At 72.7% G+C, this 22,080-nt stretch carries 22 protein-coding genes; 7 read left to right on the top strand and 15 right to left on the bottom strand.

The annotated features are described in order from the left end of the window. Nucleotides 1–6 precede the first annotated feature (6 nt). From J2X26_RS17075 to J2X26_RS17040, 8 genes are read right to left on the bottom strand one after another with little or no spacing between them, the layout of a single operon-like run. On the bottom strand, nucleotides 7–1,071 hold the full coding sequence (locus J2X26_RS17075; RefSeq protein ID WP_307493904.1) for a protein phosphatase 2C domain-containing protein: 1,065 nt from the start codon (nucleotides 1,069–1,071) through the stop codon (nucleotides 7–9). Continuing rightward, nucleotides 1,056–3,350, bottom strand: a complete 2,295-nt coding sequence (locus J2X26_RS17070) for a serine/threonine-protein kinase (RefSeq protein ID WP_307493903.1) — start codon at nucleotides 3,348–3,350, stop codon at nucleotides 1,056–1,058. The genes J2X26_RS17075 and J2X26_RS17070 overlap by 16 nt, the downstream gene beginning before the upstream one ends. Beyond that, on the bottom strand, nucleotides 3,347–4,456 hold the full coding sequence (locus J2X26_RS17065) for a hypothetical protein (RefSeq protein ID WP_307493902.1): 1,110 nt from the start codon (nucleotides 4,454–4,456) through the stop codon (nucleotides 3,347–3,349). Before J2X26_RS17065 ends, J2X26_RS17070 begins: the two co-directional genes overlap by 4 nt. Beyond that, a complete protein-coding gene (locus J2X26_RS17060) occupies nucleotides 4,453–5,406 on the bottom strand; it encodes a glutamate ABC transporter substrate-binding protein (protein ID WP_307493901.1) in 954 nt (317 codons plus the stop codon). The genes J2X26_RS17065 and J2X26_RS17060 overlap by 4 nt, the downstream gene beginning before the upstream one ends. Continuing rightward, entirely contained in the window at nucleotides 5,403–6,695 is a 1,293-nt protein-coding gene (locus J2X26_RS17055; protein WP_307493900.1) for a hypothetical protein, read from the bottom strand. The genes J2X26_RS17060 and J2X26_RS17055 overlap by 4 nt, the downstream gene beginning before the upstream one ends. Beyond that, nucleotides 6,692–8,122 carry an AAA family ATPase gene (locus J2X26_RS17050; RefSeq protein WP_307493899.1) on the bottom strand — a complete coding sequence of 477 codons (1,431 nt, stop codon included), beginning with the start codon at nucleotides 8,120–8,122 and terminating at the stop codon, nucleotides 6,692–6,694. The genes J2X26_RS17055 and J2X26_RS17050 overlap by 4 nt, the downstream gene beginning before the upstream one ends. Next, complete coding sequence (locus J2X26_RS17045) at nucleotides 8,119–8,643, bottom strand: hypothetical protein (RefSeq protein WP_307493898.1); 525 nt, start codon at nucleotides 8,641–8,643, stop codon at nucleotides 8,119–8,121. Before J2X26_RS17045 ends, J2X26_RS17050 begins: the two co-directional genes overlap by 4 nt. Nucleotides 8,644–8,681: 38 nt before the next feature. Beyond that, a complete protein-coding gene (locus J2X26_RS17040; protein ID WP_307493897.1) occupies nucleotides 8,682–9,899 on the bottom strand; it encodes a toxic anion resistance protein in 1,218 nt (405 codons plus the stop codon). 227 nt (nucleotides 9,900–10,126) lie between these two features. On the opposite strand from J2X26_RS17040, the gene J2X26_RS17035 reads away from it, so the two are divergent. Beyond that, entirely contained in the window at nucleotides 10,127–10,540 is a 414-nt protein-coding gene (locus J2X26_RS17035) for a hypothetical protein (RefSeq protein WP_307493896.1), read from the top strand. Here J2X26_RS17035 and J2X26_RS17030 read toward each other — a convergent pair. Further along, complete coding sequence (locus J2X26_RS17030; RefSeq protein WP_307493895.1) at nucleotides 10,537–12,249, bottom strand: SulP family inorganic anion transporter; 1,713 nt, start codon at nucleotides 12,247–12,249, stop codon at nucleotides 10,537–10,539. The two genes, J2X26_RS17035 and J2X26_RS17030, sit on opposite strands and share 4 nt — an antisense overlap. Before the next feature lie 65 nt (nucleotides 12,250–12,314). Between J2X26_RS17030 and J2X26_RS17025 the strand changes: the two genes are divergently transcribed. Then, nucleotides 12,315–12,809 (top strand): GNAT family N-acetyltransferase, encoded by a 495-nt coding sequence (locus J2X26_RS17025; RefSeq protein WP_307493894.1) that lies wholly within the window; start codon nucleotides 12,315–12,317, stop codon nucleotides 12,807–12,809. A gap of 4 nt (nucleotides 12,810–12,813) precedes the next feature. Continuing rightward, nucleotides 12,814–13,635, top strand: coding sequence for a VOC family protein (locus J2X26_RS17020; RefSeq protein WP_307493893.1), 822 nt, complete (start codon nucleotides 12,814–12,816; stop codon nucleotides 13,633–13,635). Here J2X26_RS17020 and J2X26_RS17015 read toward each other — a convergent pair. Continuing rightward, nucleotides 13,619–13,984: an HNH endonuclease gene (locus tag J2X26_RS17015; RefSeq protein WP_307493892.1), complete on the bottom strand. Its 366-nt coding sequence runs from the start codon at nucleotides 13,982–13,984 to the stop codon at nucleotides 13,619–13,621. The genes J2X26_RS17020 and J2X26_RS17015 overlap by 17 nt on opposite strands. A 155-nt stretch (nucleotides 13,985–14,139) precedes the next feature. Between J2X26_RS17015 and J2X26_RS17010 the strand changes: the two genes are divergently transcribed. Further along, the gene (locus tag J2X26_RS17010) at nucleotides 14,140–15,225 is read left to right on the top strand and encodes a right-handed parallel beta-helix repeat-containing protein (RefSeq protein WP_307493891.1); all 1,086 of its coding nucleotides are present in this window, start codon (nucleotides 14,140–14,142) and stop codon (nucleotides 15,223–15,225) included. 9 nt (nucleotides 15,226–15,234) lie between these two features. Here J2X26_RS17010 and J2X26_RS17005 read toward each other — a convergent pair whose 3' ends face one another. The 3 genes from J2X26_RS17005 to J2X26_RS16995 form a co-directional block, all read right to left on the bottom strand. Then, a complete protein-coding gene (locus J2X26_RS17005; protein WP_307493890.1) occupies nucleotides 15,235–16,278 on the bottom strand; it encodes a NosD domain-containing protein in 1,044 nt (347 codons plus the stop codon). 101 nt (nucleotides 16,279–16,379) lie between these two features. After that, nucleotides 16,380–16,997, bottom strand: coding sequence for a VanZ family protein (locus J2X26_RS17000; protein WP_307493889.1), 618 nt, complete (start codon nucleotides 16,995–16,997; stop codon nucleotides 16,380–16,382). Further along, nucleotides 16,994–17,629 (bottom strand): M15 family metallopeptidase, encoded by a 636-nt coding sequence (locus tag J2X26_RS16995; RefSeq protein ID WP_307493888.1) that lies wholly within the window; start codon nucleotides 17,627–17,629, stop codon nucleotides 16,994–16,996. Before J2X26_RS16995 ends, J2X26_RS17000 begins: the two co-directional genes overlap by 4 nt. 87 nt (nucleotides 17,630–17,716) lie before the next feature. Between J2X26_RS16995 and J2X26_RS16990 the strand changes: the two genes are divergently transcribed. Genes J2X26_RS16990 through J2X26_RS16980 form a run of 3 tightly spaced genes read left to right on the top strand, consistent with a single transcriptional unit; the run spans nucleotide 17,717 to nucleotide 19,816 of the window. Beyond that, nucleotides 17,717–18,385, top strand: a complete 669-nt coding sequence (locus J2X26_RS16990) for a response regulator transcription factor (RefSeq protein WP_307493887.1) — start codon at nucleotides 17,717–17,719, stop codon at nucleotides 18,383–18,385. 10 nt (nucleotides 18,386–18,395) lie between these two features. Further along, nucleotides 18,396–19,487 carry a sensor histidine kinase gene (locus J2X26_RS16985; protein ID WP_439897873.1) on the top strand — a complete coding sequence of 364 codons (1,092 nt, stop codon included), beginning with the start codon at nucleotides 18,396–18,398 and terminating at the stop codon, nucleotides 19,485–19,487. A 38-nt stretch (nucleotides 19,488–19,525) separates the two neighbouring features. Next, nucleotides 19,526–19,816 (top strand): hypothetical protein, encoded by a 291-nt coding sequence (locus tag J2X26_RS16980; RefSeq protein WP_307493885.1) that lies wholly within the window; start codon nucleotides 19,526–19,528, stop codon nucleotides 19,814–19,816. A gap of 16 nt (nucleotides 19,817–19,832) precedes the next feature. Here the strand turns inward: J2X26_RS16980 and J2X26_RS16975 are convergent, their stop codons facing one another. Both J2X26_RS16975 and J2X26_RS16970 read right to left on the bottom strand, forming a co-directional pair. Then, complete coding sequence (locus J2X26_RS16975) at nucleotides 19,833–20,030, bottom strand: DUF2510 domain-containing protein (protein ID WP_307493884.1); 198 nt, start codon at nucleotides 20,028–20,030, stop codon at nucleotides 19,833–19,835. A gap of 202 nt (nucleotides 20,031–20,232) precedes the next feature. Further along, the gene (locus tag J2X26_RS16970; protein ID WP_307493883.1) at nucleotides 20,233–21,999 is read right to left on the bottom strand and encodes a bifunctional metallophosphatase/5'-nucleotidase; all 1,767 of its coding nucleotides are present in this window, start codon (nucleotides 21,997–21,999) and stop codon (nucleotides 20,233–20,235) included. Nucleotides 22,000–22,080: the final 81 nt, after the last annotated feature.

Genomic DNA, 22,080 nt, shown 5'->3' with positions numbered 1-22,080 from the left:
CCTCGATCAGGCTGCGGTCGGTGCCGGGTCGGCCGGGACGGCCTCGTCGGTGTGGACAGTATCGACGGGTGTCGCGATGCGGGCCAGCGCCGCGGTGATGTTGTCGTGCCCGCCCTGCTCGTTCGCCCAGCGGACCAGCTCGGCGGCGATGACGTCGGGCGAGGTTCCCACCTGGGCGATGGTGCGGTGGAGCAGGTCGGCGACGTCGGTGGCCTCGGAGCAGTAGTTCCACAGGCCGTCCGAGCAGGCGAGCACCCAGCCGGGTCCCTGCGCCCGCGTGGTGCCGGTGCTGGGTACCACGGTCTCGGCGTCGGGACCGAGCCACCGGGTGATGGCGTGGCCCTCGCGGGACGCCTCCGCCTTGGCCCGCGGCACGCCGCGCGCGATCATCTCGTTCGCCGCGGAGTCGTCGACGCTGACCTGGTGGGCAGCCCCCTCGTCCGGCAGCCAGTACACCCGCGAGTCCCCGAGCCAGCCCGCGACGACGGTCGGGCCGTCGACGACGGCCGCGACGAACGTGCACGACGGCGGCTCGGCACGGTCGGAGGTGTCTCCGACCGCATCGGCGATGGCCTGGTCGGCTGCGGCCGCGGCGGTGACCAGGAGCGCCGACCACGTACCGACGGTGCTGCCCGCGGCCCCCGTGACCAGGACGTCCCGCGCGGCGCGCGCCGAGGTGAGGCTCGCGACGTCGGAGTCCGGCACGTTCGACACCCCGTCGCAGACCACGAGGACAGCCGTCGGACCGCCGAGCGCGAGCGCCATCGCGTCCTCGTTGCGGGACTTGCGCCGGCCGCGGTCGCAGACTCCGCCGACCAGCGCGGACGGGAGCTCGCTCCAGTGGTCACGCTCGCTGACGGCCGGCTCGCCGCAGCTCTCGCAGTAGCCGTCGTCGGCGATGGTGCCGCCGCAGGCGCGGCAGACGGGAGCCGTCGCGGGCTGCTCCGGGACGGCCTCCGCGACCACGGGTGCCGGGTCGACAGCGCCCAGGGGGGTGCCGCAATGCTCGCAGAACTTCGAGCCGTCCTCGGCGATCGTGCCGCACGCCGCGCAGGTCACCACGTGGTCCACCGACGGACCTCGTTGGCCTGGTCGACCAGGGCGATCCGCTCGTCATGGCTCTCGTTCAGCACCGCCGACTCGCGCAGCGCGGCCTCGAGCGCGTCGCGCAGCTCCGGCTCCTGCGCGGGGACGCCACCCACCTGGACCGTCGTCGACGGGCCCTTGTCCAGCACGACCGCGAGCGCCGAGCCCAGCACGTCGACCCGCAGCGCAGCCCGGACCCGCGGCTCGATGGACACGGCCTGCACGCTTGCCAGTGCGTCGGAGAGTGACGTGAGGTCGCCGCTCGACGTGGCCAGGAGCTGTGCGCGCATCATCCGGGCGTCCACGTAGGAGCTGCGCGTGGCGGTGACCAGGTCGAGTGCGGCGAGCGCCCCGCGCAGGTCGCCCCGCGCGCGGCGGATGCGGGCCAGCCCGAACGCTGCCGGGGCCGTGTAGTTGGCGTCGGAGCGCGCGCAGATGATGTAGAGCGACTCCGCGATGTCCGGCTCGCCGCTCAGCTCGCACGCGGTGGCCAGCGCGAGCTTCGGCGCCAGCTCCCCCGGTACCTGCCCGTAGACGGCGTTGAACGAGGCACGCGCCGCGACCGGGTCGTTGGTGCTCAGCTGCGCGAGCCCGCCCAGCCAGGCTGCCCGCCACTCCCACGGATCGTCCTCGAGGATCTGGGCGATCGTCAGGTCGAGGAGCTGCTGCTCGCCCGCCTCGATCGCCGCGGTCGTCCGCCGCAGCCGGACCTCGACGGTCTCCTGCGGCGCCTCGGCCAGGGCGGCGATGCGCTGCTGGGGGTTGCTCACGTTCACGCCCGCCAGCCAGCTCGCGGCCGGGTCGCTCGCGTCGACCTTGAGCGCGGGCAGCTGGTCCCAGGCCAGCGGATGGCCGGCCTCGTCGGACGTCGGCGCCTCGAACAGGACCGACGCGGCCGAGTGCAGCGCCGGGCTGCCGGGCCCGCGGTCGGTGGCGACGACCTCGCGCAGCACCCCGAGGACCTGCGCGCGGAGCTCGTCGACCGTGGCGAACCGGTCCGACGGGTCGAGCGCGCACGCCTTGGCCAGCAGCCGGTAGAACGAGTCGTACGTCTGGAACACCGGGGTGTCCGCGACCGCGGGCAACGACGCCACGTACGTGCTCGTGTTGCCGCGGAAGTCGAGCACCAGCGTGGCCAGGGTGCGGCCGATCGTGTAGATGTCCGACGCCACGGACGGCCCGACCTCGGCGACCTCGGGCGCCTGATAGCCGACCGTGCCGAAGATCGCCGAGGCCAGGTCGTCGATCCGGCGCACGCCCCCGAGGTCGATGAGCTTGACCGCGTCGCCCTGCTGGATCACGTTGTCCGGCTTGAAGTCGCAGAACAGCAGGCCCACGTCGTGCAGGTAGGCGAACGCGGGCAGGATCTCCAGGATGAACGCGAGCGCCTGGTCCACCGGCAGCGGCGTGTTCACGCCGCCGGCAGCGTCCCGGCGGTCCTGCAGGATCTGCTTGAGCGACCGTCCGCCGACGAACTCCATGACGGTGTAGCCGGCACCCTCGTGCATGGCGAAGTTGTAGATCTCGACGATCAGCGGGTGCTCGACCTCGGCGAGGAACTGCCGCTCGGAGATCGCCGCCGCGTACGCGTCCGGGTCCCCGGAGTTGAGCAGGCCCTTGAGCACCACCCAGCGGCCCGAGACGTTGCGGTCGCGCGCCAGGTAGATCCAGCCGAGGCCGCCGTGCGCGAGGCACCCGACGACCTCGTACTGGCCGCCCACCACGTCGCCCGGGTTCAGAGACGGTGTGAAGTCGAACCGGTTGCCGCACTTCGGGCAGAACCCGGCGGTCCGGCCGGGCACCCCGTCGCGCGACCGGCCGACCTCGGCGCCGCACGCCGGGCAGAAGCGCTTGCGCTCGGGCACCTCGGCGACGGCCATGACCGCCTGCAGCGGGTCCTGGACCGGCGCGGCGGGCACGGTGGTGAGGCCGGCGCCCAGCCGCGCACCGCGCAGCCGGGTCGAGGAGGTGCCGACGCGTCGGGTGGGCCGTGAGCCGCCGATCGCCGCCGTGCGGGCCGACCCGAGCGCGGCCGTCGCCAGCCTGCTCGAGCTGGTGCGGCCGGTGCGGGTGGACCGCTCGGCGTCGGGGTCGGCGGCCGCCGCGGAACGGTCCGGGCTCGCCTGGGCGACCCCGGTGCCGAGCAGCGAGGTCGCCGAGGGGGGAGCCGCGGGGCCCGCTCCTGCGGCCTGCGGCGAGCCGCAGACGTTGCAGTAGCCGTCCTCGTAGGTGCCGGTGCAACCCGGTTCGGTGCAGGCGATCATCGTCGTCCCTCCTGACCCACCGTGGGCAGGTCTCGGGTGAGGTACTCGTACTGCTCCACGAGGAAGCGGGTCAGGGTGATGTCACAGGGTGTCGCCGCGACGACGGCACGGGCCTCGTCGTACCCGGAGCGGACCGTCGGGGAGGAGCTGCGGCCGTTCGCGTCGGCCGCGGCACGTGCACCCTCGAGCCGGTAGCGCAGCTCCGCCCGCTCGCGCAGGGGGGCGCTGTAGGCGTCGGCGACGGCGTCGAACGCGCGGCCGACGGCCGCGAGCCGATCCACGAACGCGTCGAGCTCGGTGCGTGTGTCCGGCACCTCACCCAGTCGGGACACGTCCGGCACGGCGAGCCTGGGCGGGTGCGCGACCTCGCGGCGGCAGCGGTCCGCCAGCTGGTGCAGCGTCGGCTCCCGCAGCTCCAGGGCCGCCATCGTGGCCCGCGCGTCGGCTCGGCCCTTCTCCAGCGTGCGCCGCTGCGAGACCTGCACGATGAGGTCGCGCTCCGCGAGCGCCGCGCGCGCCTCGAGCTCGGCCAGCGGGCCGGAGATGTCGGCCCCGCGGGCCGCCTGCGCGACCAGCTTCTGCTCCCGCGTCCGCAGGGTCGCGACGAGCTCGCGCGCGGTCCCGTCGACGCCCGCGAGGTCCTCCGCCCGGACCAGGCCGGCGCGCAGACCGCGCAACCGGGACGCCTGGTCGGCGGTGTCCGGGTCGAACGACAGGCGCGCCCGGACCTGGGCGATCATCGCGTCGCACAGGGTCACGGCCTCGACCAGGGAGACCAGCGCCGCACCGAGACCCGAGTCCAGCCGGCCCCAGACCAGCTGCGACATCTTCTCCCGGTCCACCGCGTCCGCCCGGCCCGAGTCCCACACGGCGACCAGCTCGTCGGTGCGGGTCCGGATCGCCTGCCACATGGTCAGCGCGAGCAGCACGTCGTCCGTGTAGCTCTCGGACGCGGGCGACGCCTGCGCAGCCTGGTCCAGCCGGTCCAGCTCCGCGCGGCGGTGCGCCAGCCACGCCTCGAGCCCGCTGAGGTACCGCAGCAGCTGGGGCGCGGGGATGGGCTCCCCGAGCCTGCCGGGCGCCTCGGGCGCGTCAGGTCCGCTCACGGGCTGTCGACCCGCCCGTACACCGAGACCGGCGGGACAGGGGCCGGGCCGAGGTCGCCGAGCCACGCGTTGTAGGAGGCCGCCCAGGAGCCGTCCGCCTTGGCCTGGTCGAGCACGCCGTTGACGAACTGCACCAGGTCGACCTGGTCCGCGGCGGCACCGATGCCGTACGGCTCCGCGCTGAACGGCTCACCGACGACCTTCGCGTACGGGTCCTGCGCGACGAAGCCGGCCAGGATCGTGTCGTCGCCCGTGATGGCCTCGACCTTCCCCTGCTGGAAGAGCACGAGGCAGCCCGTGTGCGTCGGGGCGCTGACCGCCTCCACGCCGGGGTACGTCTCCTGCAGCCGCTCCAGGGTCGTGGTGCCCTCCGGCGCGCAGACGCGCTGGTCACCGAGGGCTTCGAGGTCCTCGATGCTCGTCGCCTCGGAGTCTCGCGTGACCAGCACCTTCTGGCCCGCGGTCAGGTACTCGGCGGAGAACGCGATGGTCTCCCAGCGCTCGCAGTTCATGGTGAACGTGCGGGCCACCAGGTCGACCTCGTGGTTCTCCAGCACCTCGAGCCGTTGGGCCGAGGTGATCACGCGGAACTGCAGGGGCCTCGCGTCGCCGAAGATCGCGGCGGACACGGCCTTCAGCATGTCGATGTCGAAGCCCTCGATCTGCCCGGAGAGCGGGTTGCGCGAGCCCATCAGCAGGGTGTCGGCCGAGACGCCGACGTGCAGGGCGCCGCGGTCGCGGATGGCCTGGACGGAGGCACCGCCCGGGCCCGGCGTGTAGGACATCGTCGACTCGTTGGCGTCGTCGCACACCGTCGCGGCGGGGAGGGCGATCGAGGCCGCCCCCTGCTGCTGGGCCGCCGGCGCGGCGGCGGGAGCGCCCGCGCAGCCGGCGATCAGGGCGACCGCGGCAAGAGCCGCGCCGAGGCTGCGGGTGGTCGTCGTGGTCACCGGTACTCCTCCACTCGCTTCGAGATGCCGCGCCAGGACAGGACCGCCGCCAGCAGGCCGGCGATCAGCATCAGCCAGCCGATGCGCACCACCGCCCCGCCCGCCCCGGACAGGCCCTCGTTCGTCAGCTGCGCGCTGGCGTCGAGGCTGCTCTCCGCGGCCGCCGAGAACGTCGCGAACACGTCGTTGGGCGCGCCCGGCTCGTCGCTGATCGCGAGGGCGACCGCCTCGTCCCACTTGCCCTCGTCGTCCAGCGCCCGGATCTCGGCGTGCGCCGCGAGCCAGTCGTCGAACAGCGGCGCGAGGGCCGGGTCGACGGTGTTCCGAGCCAGGAGCGCCGAGGCCTCGGTGGTCAGGGCGACGAACTGCTCCTCGTACGCAGCACCGGAGCCGCGCTTGATCAGCGTGAAAGACTCCTGGGACTTGGCGTCGTTGGCCAGCGAGTACGCGTTGGAGACCGACACGGTCTCGTCGTACGGGCCGTTGCGGACGTCCGCCGCCCGCTGCGCCGTCGTGCCCAGCACGAAGGCTCCCGCGATCGACGCGGCGAGCGCGAGGACCGTCGCCCAGAACAGGCCGGCGTTCAGCCGCCGGTGGGTGCGCTTGGCCAGCCAGACCTGCACCACGACCAGCGCCGCGAGCGCGAGGATGCCGAGCGTCAGCAGCCACGGCACCGAGCCGACGGAGTCGAACGACGCGTCCACGCGGTCGCTGTTCGCCTGCACCAGCTCGTCGAGCTGCGGGAGCACGTCGCTTCGCAGGACCGCGGAGGCCTGGTCGAGGTACGCGGCGCCCACCGGGAAGCCCTGCCGGTTGTTGGCGCGGGCCTGCTCGACCAGTCCCGTGTAGGTGGTCAGCCCCGCGGTCGCCTGGCCCAGCAGCTCGGCGTCGGCAGCGTTGGACCCCGCCAGCTGCGCGAGCCCGTTCGCGGCGGACGCGACGGCCTCGTCGTACCGGGCGCGCTGCTCGGGCGGCTCCAGGCCGCCCACCAGGAACGCGTTCGTCGCCGTGGCGTCCGCGATCACGAGGTCGTTGCGGACGTCCTGGATGCCGACCAGCTGCGTGGTGTCGGCGTCCGCGTCGGAGAGCGCCTGCGACTGCGCCAGGCCGGCGTTCAGGCCGACCACGCCCACAGCGGCGGCGGCGATCACCGCGACGACGCCCGCGACGCGCAGGCGTCCCGGGGTGCGGCTCAGCGCGCCGCGCAGCCCGCTGCGGTGCACGGGAGCGGGCGCCGTGGTCGGCACCGTGGCCGGAGGCGCCGCATACGGGGCGATGGTCTGCGTCACGCGGACTCCTCGATGTGTTCGGGCACGTCTGGCTCGTCGGACTTCTCGGTCTCGTCGGCCGCCGGGACCAGGTCCTCCGGGAGGATCAGCCGCAGCTGGTCCACCGTCGGTTGCTCAACGTCCCGCAACCGCCAGGCGTGCCTGGTGATCGCCTGGTCCAGCACGTTGCGGGCGTAGCGACCGTTCCCGAAGCCCTCGTCGCGGATCTGCAGCGACGCCAGCTCCTCGAACCGCGTCAGGCACTCGGGGGTCGGCTCGAAGTCGGCCTTGGTGGCGGCGCGGGCGAAGATCTCGCGCAGCTCGCCGTCCGTGTAGTCGTCGAACTCGACCGTCGTGGAGAACCTGCTCTCCAGCCCGGGGTTGGTGGCGAGGAAGGTCGCCATCGGCCCGGGGTAGCCAGCGACGATCACCACGAGGTCGTCGCGGTGGTCCTCCATGTCCTTGACCAGCGTGTTCACGGCCTCGGCGCCGTACTGATCCTCGGCCAGGCCGTAGGCCTCGTCGACGAACAGGACACCTCCCAGGGCCGTCGCGACGACCTCGGACGTCTTCACGGCCGTCTGCCCGAGGTAACCCGCGACGAGCTCCGAGCGGTCGACCTCGACCAGATGACCCTTCGACAGCAGCCCGAGCGCCCGGTAGATCCCGGCGACCAGGCGCGCGACCGTCGTCTTGCCGGTCCCGGGGTTGCCCAGGAAGACCAGGTGCCGGGTCAGCGTCGGCGCGGTCAGCCCCGCCTCGGTGCGCAGGCGCTCGACGCGCAGGAGCTGTGTCTGCTGCCGGATCTCCGCCTTCACGCGATTCAGGCCGACGAGGGCGTCGAGCTCGGCGAGCAGCTCCTCGAGGGTCTTGGCGGGCTTCTCGTCGGGAGGTGCGGGGACGAACGTGGTTCCCGCGGGCATCCCGCCGTGGACCGGGACCAGACCCGGCTCCCCCGCGTCGGGCAGCGGCGGCAGGGCCAACGCGGACAGGTCGAACATCGACGGGTCGACGCGTGGCAGGTCGAACGCGGACGGCGGTTCGGTGGACGTCGTCGGGACCGGGCCGTGCGCCGCGGCACGCTGGACCGCGGCGGTCGACGAGGCCCGCGCGATGACGTCGATCCCCGCCGGCCCGAGGTCGCACGCCGCGGACACCACCTCGGCGAGCGCCGCCGCGTACGGCTCGGCGTGCGGGGTGCCGACGAGCCCGGTGAGCAGGTCGGTGGGCGACGAGCGCCACCGCCGCGCGCTGGACGCCGCCGCGAAGAACGCCCCGAACGTCGCGTCCGGTGCACCGACGGCCGCGAGCCAGCCGGTCGCCGCCCCGGGGATCGACTCGGCGACGGCGGCCGCGAGGCGTGCGCCCTCGTCGCGGACGGCGGCACTCTCGAGCCCCGCGGCCGCGCCGGCGGTCACGAGGGCGTCGAGCGCGTCGGTCAGGGTCACGGGAGCTCCACCTGCGGGGTGTCGAGGCCGGCCTCGGGGGCCAGCGCGAGGGACGAGCCGCCGAACTTCTCGGCGAGGAACGCACCGTGCGCCACCAGGGCGTTGGCGTCCTCGCGGGAGACGGCGTCGGAGATCTTGTCCAGCGTGACCCCGAGCAGGTCGAGCTGGTCGCACAGCACCATGAGCGACGTCTTGCCCTTCGACACCACACGGCGGTCGGCGAAGTCACGCGGCAGGCGCAGGTACCCGCCCACGGCCTCGGGCAGGTAGGAGGTCGCGGTCGCGACGACGGTGTGCGCCTGCCGGCTGCCGGCGCCGAGCCGGTCCAGCCGCGGTGCCATGTCGTCGACCGTCCGGGTGATCCGCAGCACGCGCGCGGTCACCGCGGCGGGGACCTTGCCCGCGATCTGCTGCTCGACCTGGTGCGCGGACGCCAGGATCTCGGCCGTCGTCGGTGCCGGGGGCGCCACAGGGACGTCGGGCTCCTGACGCCGCCCCCGCAGGCGTGCGAACCAGCTCATCTGTGACGCCTACCCGAGCCTGTGCCCACCCAGGCCGCTCAGCTCGTGCCGAGGTCGAGCGAACCGCTGGCCACGTCGGTGGTGTCCGCACGCTTGACCCGGTCGAGGTAGGAGCGCGCCTTGGTGGTCTCGGTCTCGAGCACGCCGATGGTCGTCGCCATGGAGTCGAGAGCCTTGACCTTGAACGTGTCGATCGAGTCCATCGTCGCGTAGATGTCCGAGAACGCCTGCTGCAGCTGCGGCAGCCCGACGGTGGCCTGCGCCGCCTGCTCCTGGATCCCCGCCGACTGCTCCTTGAGCATCTTGGCGGTCGACGCGATGAGGCCCGTCGTCGTGGTGTTGAGGGCCGTGATCTGGTCGAGCACCAGCCGCTGGTTGTTCAGCGCCTGCGCGACGATGACGGCGGTCCGCAGGGCGGCGACGGTCGTGGTCGTGGCCCGGTCGACGCCCTTGATGAGCTCGACGTTGTTCTTGATGATGATGTCGATCGCCAGGTAGCCCTGGATGGAGACCGCCAGCTGCGTGAGCAGGTCCTGGTGCTTCTGGCGCACGTAGAACAGGACGTCCTCGCGCAGCGCCTTCGCCCGCGCGGGATCCGTGGCGTCGAGCTCCGCGATCGTCGTCGACAGCCGCGTGTCCAGCGACTCCGCGACGTAGATGTACTGGTGCAGGCGGGCCATCGTGTCCCAGAGGTGCTGCTTCTCCAGGTTCAGCGCCGCGTTGTCCTTGCGGAGCTCGTCCTGCCCGTTGTAGAGCGCGCGGACGATCGCGTCGATCTGCTTCTGCGAGCTCTCGTACCGGCGGAAGTAGTCGGTGAGCGAGTCGCCGAACGGGATGAGCCCGAGCAGCTTCTTGCCGATCGTGGCCTCGCTGGGGTCCAGGCTCTCGACGGTCTTGCGCAGGTCCAGCAGCGACTTGCTCACCTGCGAGGTGCCGGACACGCCGCCCTCGCGCAGCTCCTTGACGGGCATCTGGAGCAGCCGGTTCGACGTGTCCGCAGCGGCGCGGATGTCGGCGTCGCCCATGAGGCGGATGTCGTCGGCCTTGCCGGCCATCTCCGGCGACCCGATCTGGGCGGCCATGAGTCCGTCGACGTACGCGTTGACCTTGGCGTTCAGGCCCGGCAGGGCGGCCTCGGGGATCTGCGGGGCCATCGCGGGGGCCGCCGTCGTCGCCACCGGCGCGACCGGTGCGGGCGCCTCCAGGGCGAACACCGACTGCGGTGCGGGGGGCTGCAGGGGGGCTGCGTCGGTCATCGTCGTCCTTCACGTCCAGCTCGGCGCAGAGGGCGGATCGCCCGCGTCCTCAATGGTCATCAACGAAGGTCATGAAATGGTCAAGTCGTCCTCACGCGGACACTAGCACGGGGGTCCGACGGTGAGGCCGGTCCGCTCAGACGGGAAGCCGTTTTCGCCTCGTGGCGAACGCACGGCGGGCCCGTTGGGTGGAGGATGGTCGATCGACGACGAGCACGGAGGTACCTGTGTCCACGGACGACAAGGCATCCATCGACGAGCGCCTCCGGCGCCTCGGGATGGCGAAGGATCTGCAGAGGGCGATGGCGGCGGGCATCGGCAAGCTGCCGGTGAGCGACACCCGGAAGAGCTCGCTGACGTCGACCAGCGCCACCGCGGTCGTCGTCGTCGGGGAGACCACCGTGGCACTGGCCAAGGGTGCGGTCGAGGCGGGGAAGGGCGCCGTGACGGCCGCCAAGGACGGCACCGAGACGTTCCAGCGCACCCGCCACGAGCAGGCCGCGGCGTTGTTCGTGGTCCCGGAGCCTCCCGTGGACGACGTGACGAGCCGCCTGGAGCGGCTGAGCCAGCTGCACCGCGACGGGCACCTCGACGACGTCGAGTACGCCGAGGCCAAGGCGAAGGTCATCGCCGGCGACTAGCCGGACGCGTTGTCCGGCGCCTGCGCGCGGTGGGCCTCGACGGCCCGGTGCACGCTGCCGTGCAGCCGGTCCGCGCCCAGCCGGTCGACGACGCCGTCACGGGCGAGCGTCGCGCGCACCGACGGCTTGACCCGGGCCAGCCGCACCGTCACGCCGTGGTCCTCCGCGAGCGCGAGGATCTCGTGCAGGGTCGCGGCCCCCTGGGCGTCGACGATGGTGATGGCGCCGCAGTCGATCACGATCGCCGACAGCCCGGGGTTCGACTCCGAGACCTCCCGCACGCGGTCCTCGAGCGCGTCGGCCGTCGCGAAGAACAGCCCGCCGTCGATGCGGATCACCGCGATGTCGGGCTCCGCCTCGTCGTCGGCGTGCTCACCGAGCTCGCGGAACACCTGCGTACCGCGCTCCCGGACCATCAGGGGCAGGGACGGCCGGGTGGTCACGGAGATCAGCCACAGCAGCGACAGCCCGATCCCGACGAGCACCCCCGCCAGCACGCCGACGAGCACCGTGCTGACCAGCGCGACGATCGCGATCCAGAAGTCAAAGCGCTGCACCCGGGCGAGCCGGCGCAGCGCCCCCACGTCCATCATCCCCATGACAACGGCCTCGATGATGATCGCCGCCAGCACCGCGGTCGGCAGCCCGGAGAACAGCGGCGCCAGCAGCACCAGCGTAAGCAGCACCATGACGCCGGACGTCAGCGACGCCACCGGCGAGCGCGCCCCGGTGCGGTCGTTCAGGGAGCTCGCGGACAGGCTCGTCGAGACGGGCATGCCCTGGAGCAGGCCCGCGCCCACGTTGGCGGCCCCCTGCGCGAACGACTCCTGGTCGATGTCGACGCGGTACCGATGCCGCGCGGCGAACGTCCGCGCGTCCCCCGCGGTCTGCGAGAACCCGATCATCACCAGCGCCACGGACGCGAGCGCGACGGTCGCGACGTTGTCCAGCAGCAGCGCGAGGTCGGGCACCTCGACGGACGGCAGCCCGCGGGGCACGTCGCCGACGAGGGCGACGCCCCGCTCCCCCAGGTCGAACAGCCAGGTGGCGAGCAGCCCACCGACGACCAGGACGAGCGCACCGGGCACCCGCGGCGCGACGCGGCGCAGGCCGAACACCGTCACCAGCGCGACCACCCCCACGATCACCGTCGCGCGGTTCACGTCGCCGAGCGTCCCGAGCCAGGACCAGAGCTCCTGCGGTGGCGTCGACCCCTCGGCAGTCGTCCCGGTGATCTTGGGGAGCTCGCCCACGACGACGTCGATCGCCGCGCCGAACAGGAAGCCCGTCACCACGGCCCGCGAGAGGAACTGCGCGATCCAGCCCATCCGGAGCACCGCGAGGACGAGGAACACGAGCCCGGACACGAGCGTGATCCCGGCGACGAACGGCGCTGCCTGAGCGCTCGTGAGGCCGACGGCGAGCACCGCGCTCGCGGCGACGGCCGCCAGACCGGAGCTGGGGCCGGTCGAGATCTGCTTGCTGGTGCCGAAGATCGCGTAGAGGAGGGCCCCGGCCGCAGCGGCGTAGAGCCCGTTCTGCAGCGGGATGCCGGCGATCCCCGCGTACCCGAGGTTCTTCGGGACGATCAGCGCCGCGACCGCGACGCCCGCGGCCACGTCGGCCCGCAACCACCGGCGGTCGTAGCCGCGCAGCACGCCGACGATCGGCACCCAGTCCGACCAGCGACGACGACGCTTCGCACCCATCTTCGGACCTTAGCCAGAGCGGCTGTCCGCCGTCAGGCAGACGACCTCGCGAGTACGGTCTCCCGGTGACCTTCGACCTCCCGCGGCCGGCGACCCCGGCCGACGTCGACGACATCCACGCGCTGCGCCGGTCGCTGGAGGACTGGATGGCCGCGCACGGCACCGTGCAGTGGCCGCAGGGGTCGCTGCCCCGCGAGCGCATCGCCACCCAGGTCGACGCCGGGGAGTGGCACGTGGTGCGCGGCGAGGTGCTCGGCCTCGTCGGCACGGTCCGACTGCTGTGGACCGATCCCGACTTCTGGGGCGACGACCACACCCCCGCCGTCTACGTGCACGGACTCATGGTCGACCGCCGCGCCGCGGGCCACGGGCTCGGGACGACGCTCCTCGACTGGGCGGCAGCCCGCGGGCGCGACGCCGGGGTGGACCTGTTCCGGCTCGACTGCCGGACCACCAACCCCGCCATCCGCGCCTACTACGAGCGGTACGGGTTCCGGGCGGTCGGGCAGCGGGACTTCGCCGACTTCTCGTGCACGCTGCTGGAGCTCTCCCTACGTTAGGAGCATGACGCAGCAGCGGACCTATCCCCCGGGCGTGACGTCGTGGGTGGACCTGGAGCAGGCCGACGTCGACCGGGCGCTGGCGTTCTACGGAGCGGTCCTGGGGTGGACGTTCCACGAGGCGGCGCCGCCCGGTGCACCGGTCCGGTACGTCATCGCCCAGGTGGACGGGCTCGACGTGGCCGGCATCGGCAGCGGGACCTCAGGCGGGCGCGGCTGGCAGACCTACGTCGCCGTCGACGACCTCGAGCCCGTCCTCGACGCCGTCTCGTCGGCCGGCGGGTCCGTCACCACCGGGCCGACCGTGGCCGGCGAGGGCGGGACATGGGCCGAGATCGTCGACCCGTCGGGCGCGGTGCTGCGGCTGTGGAAGGCCAACCGACGGCTGGGCGCCCAGATCGTCAACGCCCCCGGCGCGTGGAACTTCAGCGACCTGCACGCCGACGACCCCGCGACCCACTTCTACGAGACGGTCTTCGGCTGGGAGATCACCGACGTCTGGTTCGCCACGATGATCCGCGTCCCCGGGTACGGCGACCACCTCGCGGCGACCACCGACCCGGACATCCGCGAGCGCCAGGCCAGCGTGTCGGTCCCGCCCGGGTTCGCGGACGCGATCGGCTGGGTGGCTCCCGCCGAGGACGGTCGGCCGCCGCACTGGCACGTGACGTTCGCGGTCGCCGACCGGGACGCCACCGCGGCGCTCGCCGCCGAGCACGGCGGTGAGGTGCTGGCCACCGAGGAGTCGGAGTGGGCGCGCACGGCGACCATCCGGGACCCGCAGGGCGCGGTGTTCACCGCCAGCCAGTTCACTCCCCCGGAGTGAGGGCGAACCGCTCCGCCAGCTCCGCCTGGACCCGCACATGCTTCTCCAGGAACGCGCGCTCGTCGAGCCGCTTGCGCCGCAGCCAGCCGGTGACCTCGTCGTTGCACTTGCTCGCGTTGCACGACCCGCAGGCCGGGGCGATGTTGTCGAGCGTGTAGCGGCCGCCGCGGGAGATCGGCAGGACGCAGTCGCGCTGCAGCGGCCGGTCCGTCGCCCCGCAGTATGCGCACCCGCCCCAGGCCGACGTGAGCGCGGCCCACTGCTCGGGGCTGAGGTCGTGCTCGACGGCGGCCATGCGGCGCTTGCGACGCGCCGCGTACCGCGCCTGGCGCGTTCCCTTGGCCGGCATGCGCGCCACGCTAGCCACTGGTCGGCGACCAGCGTCCGCACCGCGCGGCAGGAGGGGTGACACCGATACGGATCTATCGGGTGTATCCGGCATAACGTGCGTGTCCTCCTCGAGGGTGCGCCCATCAGGGGACGCCCCGACCCACGGAGCACACCATGCGAACGACCTCTGTCCTGGCCACCGCCGCCCTCGTCGGCACGGCTGTCCTCGTCGCCACCCCCGCGACCGCAGCACCACTGGTCTGCGGCTCGACCGTCACCGTCAGCTCCTCGCTCACCACCGACCTGACCTGTACCGGCCCCGCGCCCGCGCTGACGCTCGGCGCCGGCGTCACGCTGAACCTCAAGGGCCACACGGTGACCGGTCCGGGCACCGGGGTCGGCATCCTCGTGCCGCAGGACGGTGACGTGGTGATCCGCAACGGCACGCTCACGGGATGGGGTGCCGGCGTCGACACTGGCGGCCCCGTGGACGAGCCGCGCTCGGGCACGGTGGCGGTCGACCGGGTCACCGTAACGGACAGCGGGACGGGCGTCGACGCGTCCGGTGAGCTGCCGTTCTCCGGCGGCAAGGCCACGACCGTGACGCGCAGCCACTTCGAGCGCGTCGGCACCGGCGTCAACGCCTCGTGGTTCGCCGACGTGTGGGTGAGCGCCTCGACGTTCGCCGACTCGACGATGGGGCTGCGCGTGGACACCTCGGTCGCCGACGTGTCGGGCTCCCGGTTCGTCGCCAACGGGACCGCGATCGCCGCGACCGAGGGCGAGGTCCACGTCCACGGCTCGACGCTCGCCGACAACACCACCGGCATCCAGCTCTACTTCATGGGTGCGGCCACGGCCGACGCGAGCACGTTCCGCGGCAACGGCGTCGCGGTCGACGCGGTGGCCTTCGTGCCGCAGCTGTCGCTGACGGGCAACACGTTCGCGGCGAACACCCAGGCGGTCGAGCTCGGGGACGTCGACGGCACGATCAGCTCGAACGTGTTCCGTCGGAACGGCTCGGGGGTGCACGGGCAGTCCACGGCCACCACCAGCCTCGTCGTGCAGGGCAACGTCCTGCGGAGCAACGGTGACGCGATCGTCTTCGACGCGGCCGACGCGAACACGTCGCTGGGCGGCAACACCGCGAACCGGAACACCGGCTGGGGCATCTACGCCCCCGGCGTCACCGATCTGGGCGGCAACACGGCCAGCGGCAACGGGAACGCCCCGCAGTGCGTCGGGGTCTCCTGCTCCTGAGTGACGAGCTCAGCTCCGGGTGGGGCCGCAGACGACACCGGTGCACTGCGGTTCGAGGCCGTTGCCCTTCGCGACGTTCCCGCCGAGGTCCGTCGCGCCGGGCACGAAGATGCCCCACCCGGAGTTGCGCAGTGCCCGGTTGTCCCCGACGGAGACGACGGCACCGTCCTCGGTGACGATGCCGTCGCCGTTGCGGGTGAGGGTGTTGCCGACGATCTCCGCCGGTCCGTCCCAGATGCCGCCACCCGGAGCGGCGGCCGCGATGCCGACGCCGTTGCCACGGAACGTGTTGCGGCGGACGTTGCCGGGGTGCGAGCCCAGGCTCACCGCGACGCCGTTGTCGACGAACGTGTTGTCCTCGACGGAGGCGAAGACCCACCACCACGGGGAGACGACCTCCTCGGACCCCTTGATGGTGTTCCGGAGCAGGGTCAGGTTGGCGACGCCCACGAACCCGGACAGCCGGCGGTTGTCGACGAGCGTGCTGTCGGTGAACGCCGCCCGGCCCCCGTCGGAGATCGACGAGATGACCACGTCGTTGCGGACCAGCCGTGAGCGCATGACGTTCAGGTCCGCGAACCGCTCCATGTCGAACACGGTCGTGTTGTCGGCCACGGTCGAGCCGTCGACGACCACCGGACCGCCCCAGTCGTTGCCGCGCGCGACCGTGGCGTTCCGGTCGATCCGCAGGCCGGCCAGCGTCACGTTCCACGCGAACGCGTCGGGTGCGTTCTCGACGACCGTCCCGAACCCGGTGATCCGCCCGTTGCGCACGACGAACGGGAAGGTGTCCATGCCCGTGGCCTGGACCGCGAACGCGACGTCCCCGCCGCGCAGGGTGTGACCGCGCAGGTCGAGTGTCGCCGGCGGGACGACCGTGAAAGCGACCCCGGGACACGTGAGGTTCCGGGCGAGGTGGCGGTCCCCCGTCACGACGTCCCCGCACCGCACCGCCGGCCCGGGCGGCGGGGACGCGTGGGCGGGGGCGATCCCGACCGACAGTACGGCGGCGGCGAGCAGAGCGGTCAGGACAGAACGTGCGACGAGCCTCATGGCGACCCCCGGTGGACGCGCAGGCGCACCGCGCCCAGGGGCGCCTGCGCCGGTCTGATTCGTCCATGGTTGCCCTGTTTGCGACGATTCAGCAAGGTGTCCTAGAAGGTGAGCACCGCATCCCGCGGCAACCCGTCTCGGGGGGCTCCGGGCGGCCCGCAGGGAACGGAGGGCGTGCACCGGACGTCCTCCGGCGGTCCGTAGCGCAACGGCGAGGCGACGACGAGTGCGCTCGCGAGGACGGCGAGCACGGTCCCGATCGCGCACACGCGCGTCAGGACCGCGCAGTCTGCCCGGCCGACCAGAGCGAGCCCGAGAAGGGCTCCGGCGGTGTTGACGACGACGTCGGTCAGGTCGGAGCTGCCGACCGCCAGGACGTACTGGGCGACCTCGAGGCCCAGGCTCGCCGCGGCCGCCGCGCACGCCACCTTCCACGACCGCCACGAGGGCACGAGGAGGCCGAGGTAGAGGCCGAGGGGGACGAAGAGCGCGAGGTTGGCGAGTACGTCGAACGGCGTGCTGGCACCGGCACCGCTCGTGGCGACGAAGGGGACGAGCTTGACGATGCGCCACCCCGCCTCGCCGGCCCACGGGAGCTCGAGCTTCCACAGCACGGCCCAGGTGAGCAGCAGGAGGTAGACCACGAACAGCGCGACCAGGCGCGCCTGCGGCAGAGCCCGCGCGTCGGCTGCCACGGCCTCCTGGGTGGTGCTCGTCACGGCTGCATCCTCGGGTCGTCGGTCGGGTCGGCGTACTGGGCGGGGCAGCCGGCGTCGACGGCGTCGGGGCGCAGCTCGTAGTGCCAGGGCTCGTTGGCGTAGACCTGGCACAGCCCGTACGCGGTGCCGTGCTCCGACAGCCACGTCATGGCGGCCCACGGTCCCACGTCGATCGCGGCTCCCTGCACGTGCGGGGACGTGTCCGCCGTCGCCACCCATCGGGCCGCCTCCGCGGCCGAGCCGTACTCGGCGACGGCGTCGCTCAGCAGCTGGTCCTGGTAAGCGGCGGACCGCCAGCCGCTGGTGACGACGAACGTGATCCCGTCGTCGGCGGCCGCGGTCGCGGCCTGGCGGAGGGCGGCGAGCAGGTCGGCGTGGAGGTTCGCGACCGCCGGGATGTCGCCGTCGAAGACCGTCACCCCGTCCGGGACGCTCCCGTCGGCCCCGGGACCAGCCTCCTGAGGGGGCGGTGCGGGCGCCTCGGGCGTCGCGGAGACGACGGACGCCGCCGACTGCTGGTCGCCGAGGAACCCGACGACCGCGGTCACCATGACCGCGGCGCCGACCGCGACCGAGATGACGGCAGCTCGAGAACGGCGCGCCGACGATCGCGCCTGGGTGCTGGAGAACATCGCCTCAGCCAACGCGACCGCGTGTTGCCGGTGCGTATGCGGTTCTCGATATCTCGACGATACGTGGCGGCTCGTAGAGTCGGAGGAGTGCGCGTGCTGATCGTCGAGGACGAGCCCTACCTGGCCGAGGCCATCCGCGACGGTCTGCGCCTCGAGGCGATCGCCGCCGACATCGCCGGGGACGGGGACACCGCGCTGGAGCTGTTCGCCGTCCACTCCTACGACCTCGCCGTGCTCGACCGCGACATCCCCGGGCCGTCCGGGGACGTCGTCGCCCAGCGCATCGTCGCCTCGGGGAGCGGCACGCCGATCCTCATGCTCACCGCCGCCGACCGGCTCGACGACCTGGCCTCCGGGTTCGGGCTGGGCGCCGACGACTACCTCACCAAGCCCTTCGAGATGCGCGAGCTGGTGCTCCGGCTCCGGGCGCTGGACCGGCGCCGCGCCCACCACCGGCCGCCCGTCCACGAGATCGCCGACCTGCGGCTGGACCCGTTCCGCCGCGAGGTCTACCGCGACGGACGGTACGTCCCGCTGACCCGCAAGCAGTTCGCCGTCCTGGAGGTCCTCGTCGCCGCCGACGGCGGGGTCGTCAGTGCCGAAGAGCTCCTCGAGCGGGCCTGGGACGAGAACGCCGACCCGTTCACCAACGCCGTACGCATCACCGTCTCGGCGCTGCGCAAGCGGCTCGGCGAGCCCTGGCTCATCGCCACCGTGCCCGGAGCCGGGTACCGCATCGAGGACGAGCGTGGGTAGGGAGCCAGGGCTGAGCGTCCGCCTCAAGCTGACCCTCAGCTACGCCGGGTTCCTCATGGTCGCGGGCTTCCTGCTCATCGCCGTGGTGCTGGTGTTCCTCCTGCGGTACGTCCCGGACGAGGCGGTCACGGTCGCCGCGCCCGGCGGCCCAGGGCTCTTCGTCCCCGGACGGTCCGACCTCTGGCGGGCCTTCGCCCCCAAGGCGGCTCTGGCGCTGGCGTTCCTGCTGGTGTTCGGGCTGGCCGGCGGGTGGATCCTCGCCGGCCGGATGCTCGCCCCCCTCAAGCGCATCACGGAGGCCAGCCGGATGGCCGGGAGCGGCTCGCTCTCGCACCGGATCGAGCTGCCCGGACGCAGCGACGAGTTCCGTGAGCTGGCCGACGCGTTCGACGCGATGCTCGCCCGGCTCGAGGCGCACGTCGCCGAGCAGCAGCGGTTCGCGGCCAACGCCTCCCACGAGCTGCGGACCCCGCTGGCGACCACCCAGGCGCTCCTCGACGTCGCCCGCCAGGACCCGTCGCACGACCCCACCGAGCTGGTCGAGCGTCTCCATGCCGTCAACGCCCGCGCGATCGACCTCACCGAGGCGCTGCTCCTGCTCAGCCGCGCCGACCGACGCTCCTTCGCCCGCGAGCGCGTCGACCTGTCGCTCCTGGCCGAGGACGCCGCCGAGACCCTGCTCCCGTTCGCCGAGAAGCGCGGTGTGAGCCTCGAGACCTCCGGCGACATCACCCCGGCCGTCGGGTCACGCGCGCTCCTGCTCCAGATGACGACGAACCTCGTGCACAACGCGATCGTCCACAACCTGCCCGAGGGAGGGTCCGTGTGGGTGCGGACCGCTGCTCTGCGAGGGTCGGCCGTGGTCACCGTCGAGAACACCGGCGAGGCGCTCGACCCACGGCGGGTCGCGACGCTCACCGAGCCGTTCCAGCGTGGCACCGCCCGCGCGCACGGCGACGCCGCAGGGGTCGGCCTCGGCCTGGCGATCGTCGAGAGCATCGTGCGAGCGCACGACGGGCACCTCGTGCTCACCCCCCGGGCGACCGGAGGGCTCCGGGTCGTGGTCCGCCTCCCCGCCGCACCACCCCGGGCCGACCGGTGACGGTCAGCGGCTCCCCCGTCGTGCCAGAGTCGACCCCGATGGACGCCGAGCCGAAGGCACCGATCTCACCGACGCGCCTGCGCGTGGGTGTCTTCCTGATCCTGCTCTGGTGGATCCCCGTGTGGCTGGCGGCGCCGGTGATCGGCGAGGCCTTCGGGCTCGACGTGACGAGCGTCGCCATCGCCCTGGCCGTCGTCCAGACGGTCGTCGGCGCGCTCGGCACCCTCGTCGCCGGCAAGCAGATCACCCGCATCCTGCGCGGCGTGCCGAGGAAGCAGATGCTGCCGACCGTCTGGCGGGTCTTCCTGCACGGGACGCTCGACGACTGACGACGAGGCGTCGCGCTCAGAACGCCGACGTCACCGCGATCGACAGCGGCACGTTGATCCCCCGGGCACTGGGCGCCCACGGCGGGTTCTCGTACCGGACCACCCCGGGCTTGTCCGGATCGACCAGGTAGCCCGTCCACTGGGCGCCGTCCCAGTACCGCAAGCGCGCGGGCTGCTGCGGATCGGGGTACCAGTCTGCCGGTGGTGTGGGCACCACTCGACGGTACTCCTCGGACGCCCTGGCGTCCCCGGGGTCCAGGCGGACCGGCTCGAGGGCAGCGGCCGTGGATCAGGGCAACGGTCTTGTCGGAGGTGAACAGCTCCCGCGCGATGCGGCGGTCGGACCGGGGTGTCACATCAGGACCCGCACACGCAGTGCGGCGCCCGACCCGCAGGTCGGGCGCCGCCCTGTCACATCAGTTGACGCGGGTGATCCGCGTCAGCGGCGGCGGGCTGATGCCCGTCGGCTCCGCCGCCTGGAGGTAGGCCTCGAACGCCTGCAGGTCCTCCAGACCGCCCACGCGGTCGGTGCCGCTGCGCAGCACACCGAACCCGTCACCACCGTCGGCCAGGAAGTTGTTCACCGTCACGCGGTAGCTGGCGCCGAGGTCGATGGGGACGCCGTTGATGCTCACGGACGCCGGGTTGACGGCCCCGAGTGCCGGGTCCGTCGCGCACGTCGCGTTCGCCGGCGAGTTGGCGACGGCGAAGTCCCAGGTGTAGCTGAAGCCCGCAGACGGCAGCAGCACCTTGAAGAACCCCGGTGTGGGGCTCGCGAACGGCGAGTTGAGACCGCAGAACTGCTGCTCGAGGAGCAGGTCGATCTGCGCCCCGGTCAGGGTGAGGGTCTGCAGGATGTTTCCGAACGGCTGCACGGTGAACGCCTCGCCGAACGTCACCACCCCGTCGCCCTCGCCCGCCGGGCCGGACGCGTAGCTCAGCCCCGCGCGCACACCGCCCGGGTTCATGAACGCGACGACGGCCTGCCCCTCGGGTGCTGGCCCGTCGGTGGCAGCCAGCTGGGCATCTGCGATCACGTCGCCCATCAGCTGCTCACCGTCTGGCTGGTTCGTGTTGGTCAGGTCGCCCGTGATGTGACCGATCGGCCGGTTCGCGATCGGCGCCGCGAGGGTGTTGTACCGGTCGATGAGCGCCTTGATCGTCGGGTCCTCCGGCACGTCCCGGGTGACGATCCGGTTGTTGATCGTGAGGCTCGTGACGTCCTTGGTCGACCGGCTGACGCGCATGTCGATGTCGGTGACCAGGCGCCCGAAGCTGTAGGCGCTCGTCGTCGGGATGCCGTCGATCACGCAGTTGTACGGCTGGTGGGTGTGGCCGCTCACGACGAGGTCGACGGCGGGGTCGAACCGCGTGACGATGTCGACGATGGGTCCGGACACCCCGGCGCACCCGTTGATGTCGAGGGCCGTCGGTGACCCGCCCTCGTGCACCAGCACGACGATCGCCTCGACGCCCTGCGCCTGCAGCTGCGGCACGAGCGCGTTCACGGTGTCGGCCTCGTCCCGGAAGTCGAGGCCCTGGATCCCGGCCGCGCTGACGATGTTCGGCGTGCCCTCGAGGGTCATGCCGATGAAGGCGACCTTGGCGCCGGTGAAGTTCCGGATGGAGTACGGCGCGAAGAGCGTCTCTCCGGTCGACTCCTGCACGACGTTCGCCGCCAGGAAGTCGAAGTCCGCGCCCGCGAAGGGCGTGCCGTCCTGGCACCCGTCCGTCGGGTGACACCCACCGTTCGCCATCCGCAGGAGCTCCGTCGACCCTTCGTCGAACTCATGGTTGCCGACCGCGTTCAGGTCGAGGCCGATCGCGTTCATCGCCTCGATCGTGGGCTCGTCGTGGAACAGGGCCGACAGGAGAGGGCTCGCGCCGATGAGGTCGCCCGCGGAGACCACGATCGAGTTCCTGTTGGTCGCCTCGAGGTTCTTCACGTGGGTCGCGAGGTAGGTGGCTCCGCCGGCGTTGACGGTGCCGACACGTCCTCCGCTGCCCGTCGGAGGCAGGAGGTTCCCGTGGAAGTCGTTGAGGGCCAGGACCTGGACCTCGACCTCGGACTTGTCCATGATCAGCGGGGGCTTGGGCTGGGACGCCTGTGCGGGTGCGGCGCCCAGCGCGACGGCGAGCAGGGTTGCTGCTCCGGCGGCGATGAGTCGTGGTCGATGTGTCATTTTCGGACAGTACTGCCGCGTCACGGTGGGGTAAATGCCCGTACTGGGCGATTGTCCATCGCGCCCGCTCAGGGCCCGCGG

This window comes from Cellulomonas humilata, from assembly GCF_030814415.1.
Lineage (GTDB): Bacteria > Actinomycetota > Actinomycetes > Actinomycetales > Cellulomonadaceae > Cellulomonas > Cellulomonas humilata_A.
The sequence above is the reverse complement of the archived record's forward strand: the minus strand, read 5'-3'. Positions and strand labels throughout refer to the sequence as shown.